At 67.3% G+C, this 12,587-nt stretch carries 7 protein-coding genes and 1 pseudogene; 6 read left to right on the forward strand and 2 right to left on the reverse strand.

Translation table 11 applies throughout. The features are described from left to right. Positions 1-191: 191 nt before the first annotated feature. Positions 192-1,703 (forward strand): L-piperidine-6-carboxylate dehydrogenase, encoded by a 1,512-nt coding sequence (locus BCEP18194_RS24695; protein ID WP_011353993.1) that lies wholly within the window; start codon positions 192-194, stop codon positions 1,701-1,703. Positions 1,704-1,808: 105 nt separating this feature from the next. Here the strand turns inward: BCEP18194_RS24695 and BCEP18194_RS24700 are convergent, their stop codons facing one another. Next, positions 1,809-4,256, reverse strand: a complete 2,448-nt coding sequence (locus BCEP18194_RS24700; RefSeq protein WP_011353994.1) for a DUF3772 domain-containing protein — start codon at positions 4,254-4,256, stop codon at positions 1,809-1,811. A gap of 454 nt (positions 4,257-4,710) precedes the next feature. Between BCEP18194_RS24700 and BCEP18194_RS24705 the strand changes: the two genes are divergently transcribed. The 4 genes and pseudogenes from BCEP18194_RS24705 (at position 4,711) to BCEP18194_RS24725 (ending at position 10,172) form a co-directional block, all read left to right on the forward strand. Then, entirely contained in the window at positions 4,711-6,129 is a 1,419-nt protein-coding gene (locus BCEP18194_RS24705) for an MFS transporter (protein WP_011353995.1), read from the forward strand. Positions 6,130-6,517: 388 nt separating this feature from the next. Further along, a pseudogene (locus BCEP18194_RS42460) lies at positions 6,518-7,836 on the forward strand (hypothetical protein). A gap of 160 nt (positions 7,837-7,996) precedes the next feature. Continuing rightward, positions 7,997-9,109 (forward strand): porin, encoded by a 1,113-nt coding sequence (locus tag BCEP18194_RS24720; protein ID WP_011353998.1) that lies wholly within the window; start codon positions 7,997-7,999, stop codon positions 9,107-9,109. 10 nt (positions 9,110-9,119) lie between these two features. Next, positions 9,120-10,172, forward strand: coding sequence for a nucleoside hydrolase (locus tag BCEP18194_RS24725; protein WP_041493172.1), 1,053 nt, complete (start codon positions 9,120-9,122; stop codon positions 10,170-10,172). A 54-nt stretch (positions 10,173-10,226) separates the two neighbouring features. Here BCEP18194_RS24725 and BCEP18194_RS24730 read toward each other — a convergent pair whose 3' ends face one another. Further along, positions 10,227-11,138 carry a LysR family transcriptional regulator gene (locus tag BCEP18194_RS24730; protein ID WP_011354000.1) on the reverse strand — a complete coding sequence of 304 codons (912 nt, stop codon included), beginning with the start codon at positions 11,136-11,138 and terminating at the stop codon, positions 10,227-10,229. 94 nt (positions 11,139-11,232) lie between these two features. On the opposite strand from BCEP18194_RS24730, the gene BCEP18194_RS24735 reads away from it, so the two are divergent. Then, the gene (locus BCEP18194_RS24735) at positions 11,233-12,582 is read left to right on the forward strand and encodes an NCS2 family permease (protein ID WP_011354001.1); all 1,350 of its coding nucleotides are present in this window, start codon (positions 11,233-11,235) and stop codon (positions 12,580-12,582) included. The last annotated feature ends 5 nt before the right edge of the window (positions 12,583-12,587 follow it).

Raw genomic sequence — 12,587 nt, forward strand, 5'->3', positions numbered from 1 at the left:
GATCGTGCCCTGCGAGGCCGGAGCGCGCCGTCCGGCGGGCTTCCGGCGGCGGCGCAGCGCGATGCGCCGAACGGCGCACCGGGCCTGCCGCGCGGCGCATCCGCTTGCACAGGGCGCGCGAACGCGCTCCAATCGAATCACGCGGGCGGCGCTGCCGCCGCACCGATCAATCTGTCCCTGAAGAGGAAGTGATGCAATTCAACGACATTCTTGCCGCGCTCGATATCGATCTCGCCCAGTGGAAAGGCAATGCGCTGACCGCGCGTTCGCCGCTCGACGGCGCGACGCTCGCGAAGCTGGCCGTCGACACGCCCGCCGACGCCGAGCGCAAGATCGACGCCGCGCACGACGCATTCCTCAAGTGGCGCACGGTGCCGGCGCCGGTGCGCGGCGAACTCGTGCGGGTGTTCGGCAACGTGCTGCGTGAGCACAAGGCCGAGCTCGGCGCCCTCGTCACGCTCGAAGCCGGCAAGATCACGTCGGAAGGCCTCGGCGAAGTGCAGGAAATGATCGACATCTGCGATTTCGCGGTCGGTCTGTCGCGCCAGCTTTACGGCCTGACGATCGCCTCCGAGCGCCCGGGCCACCGGATGATGGAAACGTGGCACCCGATCGGCGTGTGCGGCGTGATCTCGGCGTTCAACTTCCCGGTCGCCGTGTGGGCATGGAACGCGGCGCTCGCATTCGTGTGCGGCGATTCGGTCGTGTGGAAGCCGTCCGAGAAGACGCCGCTCACCGCGATCGCGTGCCACGTGCTGCTGCAGAAGGCGATCCGCGAATTCGACAAGACCCACCCGGGCGTCGCGCCGGCGGAACTGAGCCAGCTGGTGCTTGGCATGCGCGATGTCGGCGAGGTGCTGACGGCATCGAAGAAGGTGCCGGTCGTCAGCGCGACGGGCAGCGTGCGGATGGGCCAGGAAGTCGCGAAGGTGCTGAGCCAGCGTCTCGCGCGCGGCATTCTCGAACTCGGCGGCAACAACGGGATGATCGTTGCACCGAGCGCCGATCTGGACCTCGTGGTGCGTGCGGTCACGTTCGCGGCGGTCGGCACGGCCGGCCAGCGCTGCACGACGCTGCGCCGCCTGATCGTGCATCGCAGCCTGGTCGAACAGCTGCTGCCGCGCATCGAGAAGGCCTACACGTCGGTGAAGGTCGGCAACCCGCTTGAAGAAGGCACGCTGGTCGGTCCGCTGGTCGATCGCGCGTCGTTCGACGCGATGCAGAAGGCGCTGGGCGATGCACGCGAGCAGGGCGGCGAGGTGAAGGGCGGCGAGCGCGTCGACGTCGGTCACGCGGATGCGTACTACGTGCGTCCGGCCCTCGTGCGGATGCCGAAGCAATCGGCGGTGGTCGAGCGCGAAACGTTCGCACCGATCCTGTACGTGATGGTCTACGACAACTTCGACGACGCGATCGAACTGCACAACGCGGTGCCGCAAGGCCTGTCGTCGGCGATCTTCACGAACGACATGCGCGAGGCCGAGCAGTTCATGTCGGCAGCGGGCAGCGACTGCGGGATCGTCAACGTGAACATCGGCACGAGCGGCGCGGAGATCGGCGGCGCGTTCGGCGGCGAGAAGGAAACGGGCGGCGGCCGCGAGTCGGGTTCGGATGCGTGGAAGGCTTACATGCGCCGCGCGACGAACACGATCAACTACAGCCGTCAGCTGCCGCTGGCGCAGGGCGTGAAGTTCGACGTTTGATGCGGGACGCCCGGTAGGGCGCTGCGTAGAAGTAGAAAGGGCCGGCTGCCGCGTTGCGGTGCCGGCCCTTCGTTCATTTGCGCGACGGCAAGCGTGCGAGCCGCGTCATGCGTCTCCCGCCGCCGGCATGTTCTGAACGACCAGCATCTGCGGGCTCGACAGCGTGATCCCCGCAGCGCGCAGCTGCTTCAGGATCTCGAACAGCAAATCACTCTTCGTCGAACCGGCGATCCGCGGGCTCGACACGTAACCCGTCACGCTCAGCGTGATGCCATCCGGCGTCAGCTGGCTGAACGTCACCGACGGCGCCGGCTTCTCGAGAATCGCCTCATGCGAGCGATACGCTTCGAGCAGCAGGTCGCGCACCTGCTCGGGATCCGTGTTCAGCGGGAACGTCAGCACCAGCGTCGCGACGCCTTGCGTGCTGTTGCCCATCGTCACGTTGCGCAGGTTCTGCGAGATCAGTTGCGAGTTCGGCACGATCACGGTCGAGCGGTCGCTGAGCTGGATCTCGGTCGCACGCACGTTGATGCGGCGGATGTCGCCTTCGACGCCCGCGATGCTGATCATGTCGCCCACCTTCACCGGGCGCTCGGTCAGCAGGATCAGCCCCGACACGAAGTTCTTCACGATCTCCTGCAGGCCGAAACCGATACCCACCGACAGCGCACTGACGATCCACGCGAGGTTGTTCCACCTGACGCCGAGCAGCCCGAGCGTCATCAGCACGAGCAGCACGTAGCCGACGTTGGTGAACAGCGTGATCAGCGACACGCGCATCCCGGTATCCATGCCGAGCGCGGGCATGAACTCGCTGTCGAGCCAGCGGCGCAGCGAGCGCAGCAGGTAGAAGCCGATCGCGAACCCGATCACGGCGTTCATGATCCGGTCGGGCATGATGTTCAGGCTCTGCAGCCGCTGGCTGCCGATCATCGCGACGGCACTGTCCATCAGGTCGCCCGGCGTCGTGCCGAAGCCGCCCGTCAGCAGCGCGATGGCCGCGATCAGCATCAGCAGGCTCGTGCCGAAACCGGACAGGACCGTGCGAGCCTGGTCGAGGTGACGATCCTCGAGCGCGAACAGGTGCTTGATCTGCTGGCCCGTCGTCAGGCTCGACGAGAACAGGCTTTCGCTCGCGTCGCGCGTCAACTGGATCAGGATGTAGGTGGCGCCCAGCACGATCTCGAACCACACGAGCTCGTAGGTGATGAAGCGCGCGACCGTGATGTAGCCGATCAGGAGCGCGATCAGGGCCGCGACGATGGCCAGCGTGACGGCCGCATGGATCAGCCCGGCGAGCGTTGAGCGCTGCTCGGGCGCTTCGCCGGCGGCCGCGAGCGCGCTGCGCGCGCGGTTCGAGCGCAGCAGCGATGCGCCGACCGTCACCGCGACGACGAGCGACACGATCCCGCGGCCGAACAGCGTGACCGACAGGCTGGTGTCGACGATCCGGTTGATCGATTCGAGCGTGCCGGACACCAGCAGCAGCGCGGCCAGGATGCCGGGGAACGGCTTCATCGCGAGCGCGACGGGATCGGCGAGCGCGGGCAGGCGCCACGACGGATGCTTCGTGCAGAGCAGCGCACGGCCGAGGCCGGCGATCAGTGCGCAGGTTGCGGCAAGCTTCGCGAACTGGTCCCACAGGTCGTTCAGCGCCGGCGTGAGGTCGTAATGGCGCGCGACGGCGAGGTACAGGATCTGCACGGCAATGGCGGTTGCCAGCAGCGTCGACAGCGCGGTCGACAACGCCAGTGCGCTGCGGCGCAAACGGGTGGCCGGCAGGCGGTTCACGCAGAGCCACGCGAGCCCGCGCTCGATGAGCCGGCGGCCGCCCATCCATGCCGCGAATGCGGCAACCAGCAGCAGCACGGTGATCGTCTTTTGTCCGGGCACCCACGACGAGCGCAGCATGTCGAGCATTTCTTCGTCGAAGTCCCCGAGCCGCTGGGCGTCGTCCGGCGAAAGATGGAACAGCGGCAGCCAGAACTGCGCGCTGAAAATGCCGCCCGAACGGAACGCGAGCTGGTTCTTCAGCAGGCCGCGATGCAGCTTCGCGAACTGCTCGTTCAGGTTCGTGAGGCTGGTCTTCTGGTCGGCGGCCTGCTTCAGCGCTGCATCGAGCTGGGTCTTGCGTGCGTTCAGCGTGGCCCGTTGCTTCGCAACGGCCGGCGTTTCCGGCGCGGCGCCTTCGGCAGGCGGGGGGCCGAGCACGTCGAGTTGCCCCTGGATCTGCGTACGCTGCGGAACGAGATCGCTCTGCAGCTTCTCGACATCGGTGCTCAGTTCCTGCGTCGAGTCGCTGAGCCCGTCCAGCTCCTTGCTGTTGGACGCGGTCGAGGTCTGCTGCTTGATGCGGTCCAGTTCGGCCTGCATCTGCTTGAGCTGCGCGACGGCGTCGTTCAGCGAGATGGCCGGGACGGGCGCGCCGACGCCGCTCGCGTTCGGGGCCGAGGCGGCCGCCGGAAACGCGGACGCGGTCGCGATCGCCGCGAACTGCAGCAGCGCGATCAGTGCGATCCGGCGCACGTAGGTGGATAGTCGTTGTATGAACATGGAATGCTTACGATTTGCCGACAATTCAGGTCGCCGAAAGGCGCCCGGAAGCCGGTGGTTGGCCCGGTAGCATGTTACCGGGGTGTGGAACGCGTGGTTGTCCCGATTGCGTACCCCGTTTGTAGCGATTCCGGTGGTGCGTGCCCGCGCGAAACGGTGCATCAGGCCCGGACGGTGGGGGCGGTGGCGCCGCGGTGCGGCGACAGATAGCCGTTCTGGCGCGCATTCAGTACCCGACAGACGGTTACGCAAGTTACACATTATCTGGCGCAAAAATGGGGTGTCCGAAGCGGTTCGTCGGCCGGCGTGTGGCCGGCCCGTCGTTGCGTTCCGGATATCGGGGCCGGGGTGCGCGCGCACCGGCGGGACGTGCCGGTACAATGCAGCGATTCGCCCGACGGCGGCTCGCTGGTCGCCGGACAACAACACGACACGATCAGGAGACGCGCCCACGATGGCCTCAACGGACAGCCTCTCGAAGGCACCTGCCCAATCCTCACCCGTCGACCCAGGCTCCATCTCGGCACGCCTCGACCGCCTGCCGCCCACCCGCACCGTCTGGAAGCTCGTCGTCCTGCTGAGCCTCGGTTTCTTCTTCGAGCTCTACGACCTGCTCTATAGCGGCTACGTCGCCCCCGGCCTCGTGAAAAGCGGGATTCTCTCCGCGACGACGCACGGCCTGTTCGGCACCACGGGCGTCGCGAGCTTCATCGCCGCGCTGTTCTCCGGGCTCTTCATCGGCACGATCGCGTGCGGCTTTCTCGCCGACCGCTTCGGCCGCCGCGCGATCTTCACGTGGTCGCTGCTGTGGTACACGGCCGCCAACGTCGTGATGGCATTCCAGGACACCGCCGCCGGGCTCAACTTCTGGCGCTTCGTCGTCGGTCTCGGCCTCGGCGTCGAGATGGTGACGATCGGTACGTACATCTCCGAACTCGTCCCGAAGCAGATTCGCGGCCGCGCATTTGCGTGCGAGCAGGCGGTCGGGTTCGTCGCGGTGCCGGTGGTCGCGTTTCTCGCATACCTGCTCGTGCCGCACGCACCGTTCGGCCTTGATGGCTGGCGCTGGGTCGTGCTGATCGGCGCGCACGGCGCGCTGTTCGTGTGGTGGATTCGCCGCGAACTGCCGGAAAGCCCGCGCTGGCTCGCGCAGCAGGGCCGGGTCGACGAAGCCGATCGCATCATGCGCGCGCTCGAGGCGAAGGTCGAAGCCGAATATGGCCGCCCGTTGCCGCCGCCCGCGCCCGCCGAACCCGTGCCGCCGCGCGGCAGCTTCCGCGACATGTGGGTGCCGCCGTATCGCAGCCGCACGATCATGATGACCATCTTCAACGTGTTCCAGACGGTCGGCTTCTACGGCTTCGCGAACTGGGTGCCGACGCTGCTGATCAAGCAGGGCATCACGATCACGTCGAGCCTGATGTATTCGAGCGTGATCGCGCTCGCCGCGCCGATCGGCCCGCTGATCGGGCTCGTGATCGCCGATCGCTTCGAGCGCAAGTCGGTGATCGTCGCGATGGCGGCGGCGATCGTCGTCTGCGGGCTGCTGTTCAGCCAGACGACGGTGGGCGCATTCCTGATCGTGCTCGGCATCGGTCTCACGCTCGCCAGCAACATCATGTCGTACAGCTTCCACGCTTATCAGGCCGAGCTGTTCCCGACGTCGATCCGCGCACGGGCCGTCGGCTTCGTCTATTCGTGGAGCCGCTTCTCGGCGATCTTCTCGTCGTTCGTGATCGCGGCCGTGCTGAAGGGTTTCGGCACCTTCGGCGTGTTCGCGTTCATCGCGGGCGCGATGGTGATCGTGATGGCCGCGATCGGGTTCATGGGGCCGCGCACGAAGGGCATTGCGCTCGAAACCATCTCGAAGTAACCGGTGGTTGCGCACGCGTGTCGCACGGTTCGTGCGGCATGCGTGCGATGCGATGGCGATTGCATCGTGCGTACGGCGCGTACCGTGTTTCGGGAATGATCCGGCGTACGAATCGATTTGAAAATGCAGTCATGCCCTGGCGAAACACACCGCTTCCTGTATCGATCTCGAACGCCCAACGAACCAGATTGCCACGTAACGAAAAAGCGGGCGGCAACGAGTTGAAACAAAGCGTGACGAAGCGCAAAACCGCGCCGTTCCTCGCTGCGGATTCTTGCGCGGACGCGTAAAATGAAGGGCCTGACGACTCATTAGCCGCCATCGGACCGGTCGCGTTGCAACAGCGAACGGCTCCGCCGCGAAGAGGCGTCGGCGCCGGGCGCACACGATGCGCCGGACGTGTCGATGGCTCGCGCGGAAGATGCGCCGCCCGCCCAGCAGCATGCGGCGGCCGGATCGGCCGATGGCTTCGAACGTATGATGCCTTTCAGCTTTACGCGGCGATGTGCGAAGCCGCGTTGTCTTGCTCGTGTCGCCGCTGCGTGTATCTCGCTCGCTGCGGCGCTGCCGATCTCCGTGCTGGTCGAGCGGCCTGCCTGTGCGGCGTCCGACGCATCGTCGCCTGTCGCTACGTCATCCTCATCAGTCGAGTCGCCTGCATCGGCGGCTTCCCGTGCGCATGCCGCTTCGTCGGCGCATGCGTTGTCGGGAGCCTCGGCGGCGCAGCCCGCGCCAGCCGCATCGCACACGCATCCTGCGCAGCCTGCCAGTCCGGCGTCGGGCGCGTCGAGCGCATCGGCGGCCTCTGCCGCTTCCGCTGCTTCCGCCGCCACCCCCGCCTCTGCCGCTTCCGCCACGCCCGCCAGCGAGGCCGAGGCACCCGCCCCGACACCGCCGCGCCAGCATCCGCCACTGTCGGCCGAAGAGGCGAAAAATGCGACGGCGCGCGCGGTCGACATGCGCAAGCGCTTCACGCAGGAAGTCACACGGCGCCTGAGCGTGCCCGCAAGCGAGCAGCGCGCGTACGGCGAGCGGCTCCAGAAGGCGCTCGTCGATGCGGACCTCGGCGATCTTGCCGGCGAATACATCGCGATGGTCGACCGCGCGTCGACCGTGCAGGCGCTGTTCATCTACTTCCGCGCGACGCCGGCCAACGCGTGGATGATGATCGGCGCATCGCCGGTCGGCACCGGGCTGCCGGGCAAGTACGACCATTTCCTGACGCCGCTCGGCGTGTTCCACCACTCGCCGGACAACATGGATTTCCGCGCGGAAGGCACGACGAACGAGAACGGCATTCGCGGCTACGGGCGCCGCGACATGCGCATCTACGACTTCGGCTGGGTGGACGGCGAGCGCGGATGGGGCAAGGGCGGCGTGTCGCCGATGCGCTTCCAGATGCATGCGACCGACCCCGATCGTCTCGAATCGCTGCTCGGCATCCGCCACTCGAAAGGGTGCGTGCGGATTCCCGCGTCGCTGAACACGTTCTTCGACCGCCACGGCCTGCTCGACGACGATTACCAGGCGCGCGTCGAGGCCGGCAAGTCGTTGTGGGTGCTGCGTCGCGATCGCGACATCACGCCGATCGCGGGCCGCTACCTGGTCGTGATCGACAGCGCACGCAAGACACGGCCGGGGTGGTCGCCGTTGCCGGGGCGCAAGGCGTGGTCGAAGCTGCCGAAGGGCGGCGACACGGCGGACTGACGGTTGGTGCAGCGGGCACGGGAGTGATCCGGATGAGAATAAATCCGTTTTATTGAACCATAACAAAAGCAAACTTTTATTATCCGATCCGGGTTCGTATAGTCGAGGCCAGTTTCGCGGAACCCTGCCGCGCCTGGACCACCACCGATCACACGACCCGATGAAAACTCTCTACAAGCTCGCCCCGCTCGCGATGCTCGGCGCCTTCGCGACGCATGCCTGTGCGCAAAGCAGCATCACGCTGTACGGTCTCATCTCGGCCGGTGTCGGGTTCGCGACCAACCAGGGCGGCAAGAACGCCTGGCAGGCGCTGTCCGGCACGAACCAGAACCCGCGCTGGGGGCTGAAGGGCAAGGAGGATCTCGGGCAGGGGCTGTCCGCGATCTTCCAGCTGGAGAACGGCTTCAACGTGATGACGGGCACGGCCGCGCAGAACGGCCGCGAGTTCGGGCGGATGGCCTATGTGGGCCTCTCCGACCGCACCTACGGCTCGCTGACGTTCGGCCGCCAGTACGACGCGATCCACGACTACATCGGGCCGGTGATCATCGCGAGCAACGGCGTGAACATCGGCGACAACGACAACGGCTACAACGACATCCGCGTGCAGAACTCGGTGAAGTACGTGAGCCCCGTCTACTACGGCCTGAAATTCACCGCGCTGTACGGCTTCAGCAACGCGACCGGCTTCGCGAACAACAGCGCGTACAGCTTCGGGCTCGGCTACGAGCAGGGGCCGCTGCGCTGGAGCGCGGTCTACGCGCAGTACAACCACCCGTACAGCGCAACGAACCAGGACGGCGCGATCGCGAACGACTATGCGTCGCCGCTGCTGATCTTCAGCAAGAGCGCGATGTCGCCTGCGGCCTACGCGAGCCGGCAGCGGATCGCGGGCACGGGCGGCTTCTACACGATCGGCCGCGCGCAGTTCGCGGCGATGTTTACCGACGTGCGCTACGATTACCTCGACAATACGCACCTGCACCTGCAGAACCTCGGCGTGAACGTCGTCTACACGATGACACCGCAGCTCTTCCTCGGCGCCGCGTATGCGTTCACAAACGGCAAGTACGACGTGATCGACAAGCGGCCGAAATGGCACCAGGTGAACCTGCAGGCCGATTACTACCTGTCGAAACGCACCGACGTCGCGCTGACGGTGATCGCGCAGCAGGCGGCCGGCGACGCGGACCATGCGCAGATCTTTGCGTACGCACGCTCGACCAGCACGCGCCAGATGATGGCGACGGTCGGCGTCCGGCATGTTTTCTGAGCGCCAGACCATGACCCATTCGATCGCATCCCGCCGCACCTTCCTGAAACTGTCCGCCGCGCTGGCCGGCACCGCGCTGCTGCCCGAAACGGGCGCGTTCGCGGCCGGCGGCGACGCCGCGCGCCGCACGGTGATCATCGATACCGACCCGGGGCAGGACGACGCCATCGCGATCCTGTTCGCGCTGGGCGCGCAGGACCGGCTCGACGTACGCGCGCTGACCGCCGTCGCGGGCAACGTGCCGCTCGACCTGACCGAACGCAATGCGCGGATCATCCGCGACTGGGCCGCCCGCACGAAGACGCTGCCCGTCTACGCAGGCTGCCCGCGTCCGCTCGTGCGCGACCTCGTGACGGCCGCGAACGTACACGGCAAGACCGGTCTCGAAGGTGTCGAGCTGCACGAGCCGCGCGCGCCGCTTGCCGGCGGCCATGCTGTGTCGTATCTCGTCGATACGCTGAGCCGCGCAGCGCCGGGGAGCGTGACGCTGTGCGCGCTCGGCCCGTTGACGAACATCGCGACCGCGCTGGTCGAAGCGCCGCAGATTCGCGGCGCACTGCGCGAAATCGTGCTGATGGGCGGCGCGTTCTTCGAACGCGGCAACATTACGCCGGCCGCCGAATTCAACATCTACGTCGATCCGCAGGCGGCCGAAGTCGTATTCGGCAGCGGCGTGCCGATCGTCGTGCTGCCGCGCGACGTCGCGGTAAAGGCGCCGATCACGCCGGCGCGCGTCGCGCCGTTCCGCGCGCTCGGCAACCGTTGCGGCACGATCGTTGCCGACATCATGGATGCCGAGCTCGCGTACAACAAGAAGCGGCGCGGCGTCGAAGACGCACCGATGTACGACCCGACGGCGGTCGGCTATCTCGTCGATCCGACGCTGTTCGGTGGCCGCAAGGTGAACGTGATGGTCGAGACGACCGGGCAGTGGACGCTCGGCGAGACCGTCGTCGACTGGAACGGACGCAGCGGCCGAACGGCGAATGCGACGTGGATCAACGAGGTCGACGCGGACCGCTTCTACGCAGCACTCGTCGAGCGCATTGCGAAGCTGCCCTGAACGCGGGCAGTCGCGCGGCGAACGATGAACGGTGAACGGTGAACGTGAACGCGATCAGATGTGCTTCGCAATCCACTCGCGGCACGCCCGCACGTGCGGGCCGCGATCGTCGCCGGCGAGCGAGATCAGCGAGATCGCGCGCGTGACGCGCGGCTTGTCGACGCGCAGTGCAACGAGTTCGGGATCATGCAGATGCATCGTGTAGAGGCTCGGCAGCACGGCGGTCGCGAGGCCGTTGCGCGCAAGCGCGTAGAGCGGCTCGGTGTATTCCATCCGGTACGTGACGTTCAGGCGCAGCTTCTCGGCGCCGCCGGTGCGATGCAGCGATTCGCTGACGCTGCCGCGCACGAACACCGCGAGCTCGCGATCGACGAGCTTCGCCCACGTGACGCTCTTCGCGCGGGCGAGCGGATCGTCATGCCGCACGACGATCACGATCTCGTCCTCGAAGAGCTGCCGGTAGCGCAGTGTGCCGTCGTCGCTGTCCGGCTCGCGCACGCCGATGCCGAGATCGGCGACGCTGTCGCGCACGGCTTCGACGAGCGCGCTGTTCGGCAGGTCGGTGAGCGTGAAGCGCAGCGTCGGGTGCGCGTCGCGCAGTGCGTTGAGCGCGGGCAGCAGGCGGCCCGCGACCGACGGGATGAAGGCGATGCGCACGGTCTGGATGCGTTCGCCGATGAGCCGCGTCATGTCGTCGAAGGTGCCGCGTGCCTGGTTGAGCAGGCGTTCGGCGAGCGGCAGCACGGCTTCGCCGGCAGAAGTGAGCGTGAGCCGGTGCGCGGAGCGCGCGAACAGGCGCCCGCCGAGCAGGAACTCGATCTGGCGGATCGACGCGGTGAGCGCGGGCTGCGTGAGCGACAGCGCCTGCGCGGCTTGCGTGAAGCTGCGTGCGTGGGCAAGTACCACGAAGTGCTGGACCTGCCGCAGCGTGAGCGCGGGCAGCAGCGACGAGCGGTCGGACGACATCGGGCAATAACGGTCGGGATGCGGTACGCGGCAGTATAAGACCGCGCTGCGTGAATCGACACAGGACAATATTCGGAATCACAGGAGAACCACCATGTCAGCGACTGACACGATGCCGGCGCGAGCGCCGGCCAACTGGCTCGAACGCCGCTTCGCGCTTGCCGCGCGCGGCACCAGCGTGCGGACCGAGACGATCGCGGGCGTTACGTCATTCCTCGCGGCCGCGTACCTGCTCGTCGTGATCCCGTCGCTGCTCGCGACGGGCGGGATGGAGCGCGGCGCGGCGACGACCGCGACGATCCTCGTGTTCGTGCTGTTCACCACGCTGATGGGGCTCTACGCGAACCTGCCGTTCCTCGTCGGCCCCGGCATCGGCGGCTCGGTGATCATCGGCGTGACGCTCGCGACGACGGAGCACGTCGGCTGGCAGACGGGCCTCGGCATCGCCTGCGTGTCGGGCGTGCTGTTCTTCCTGCTGACGATTCTCGGCGCGCGTGGCGTCGTGGTGCGGCTGATTCCGGTGCAGATCAAGCTCGGGCTCGGCGCATCGATCGGGCTGTTCGTGACGATGCTCGGGCTGCGCAATGCGGGGATGGTCGTCGCGAATGCGAAGACCAACGCGTTCGCGCTCGGCGATTTCTCGCGGCCGGGTGCGCTCGTCGCGCTGATCGGCCTCGCGGTCGCGATCGTGCTGCAGGCGCGCAAGGTGCCCGGCGCGATCCTGATCGCGATCCTCGTCGCGGCGGCGGCCGGCGTGCCGCTCGGCGTCACGCACCTGCCCGCATCGTTCGTGTCGCTGCCGCACAGCATCGCGCCGATCGCGTTCAAGCTCGATATCGGCAGCGCGTTGAGCCTCGCGGCCGCGCCGTACCTGTTCGCGTTCTTCGCGGCGGAATTCTTCTCGACGCTCGGCACCGCGCTCGCGGTCGGCGCGAAGGCGAACCTGCTCGACGAACAGGGCAACCTGCCGAACATCAACCGGCCGTTCCTCGTCGATTCGCTCGCGGCGACGATCGGGCCCGTGTTCGGCATTCCCGCGCTCACCGCGCTGATCGAATCGGCCGCGGGCGTCGAGGCCGGCGGCCGCAGTGGGCTGTCGTCGCTGGCGGCCGCGGTGCTGTTCGCCGCGATGCTGCTGTTCGTGCCGGTCGCGCTCGCGATCCCGAAAGAGGCGACCGCGCCGGCGCTGATCTTGATCGGGCTGTCGATGTTCGCGACGATCCGCCATACGCACTTCGACGACTTCACCGATGCGCTGCCCGTGATGTCGATGGTGCTGCTCACGCTGATGTCGAACAGCTTCGGCACCGGCATCGCGGGCGGGCTGCTGTGCTACGTGCTCGTCAAGCTGCTGGCCGGCCGCTGGCGCGATGTGTCGTGGGGGCTCGTCGTGCTCGCGCTTCCGCTCGGCTATTACTTCTGGACCGTCGTGAAGCCGCACTGAGAGAC

It is taken from the genome of Burkholderia lata (assembly GCF_000012945.1).
In the GTDB taxonomy this organism is placed as follows: Bacteria; Pseudomonadota; Gammaproteobacteria; order Burkholderiales; family Burkholderiaceae; genus Burkholderia; species Burkholderia lata.

Excerpts from the sequence above, each read along its gene's own strand:
- BCEP18194_RS24700 (WP_011353994.1), bottom strand. The coding sequence starts at position 4,256 with ATGTTCATACAACGACTATCCACCTACGTGCGCCGGATCGCACTGATC.
- BCEP18194_RS24730 (WP_011354000.1), bottom strand. The coding sequence starts at position 11,138 with ATGTCGTCCGACCGCTCGTCGCTGCTGCCCGCGCTCACGCTGCGGCAG.
- BCEP18194_RS24705 (WP_011353995.1), top strand. The coding sequence starts at position 4,711 with ATGGCCTCAACGGACAGCCTCTCGAAGGCACCTGCCCAATCCTCACCC.
- BCEP18194_RS24725 (WP_041493172.1), top strand. The coding sequence starts at position 9,120 with ATGACCCATTCGATCGCATCCCGCCGCACCTTCCTGAAACTGTCCGCC.
- BCEP18194_RS24695 (WP_011353993.1), top strand. The coding sequence starts at position 192 with ATGCAATTCAACGACATTCTTGCCGCGCTCGATATCGATCTCGCCCAG.
- BCEP18194_RS24735 (WP_011354001.1), top strand. The coding sequence starts at position 11,233 with ATGTCAGCGACTGACACGATGCCGGCGCGAGCGCCGGCCAACTGGCTC.
- BCEP18194_RS24720 (WP_011353998.1), top strand. The coding sequence starts at position 7,997 with ATGAAAACTCTCTACAAGCTCGCCCCGCTCGCGATGCTCGGCGCCTTC.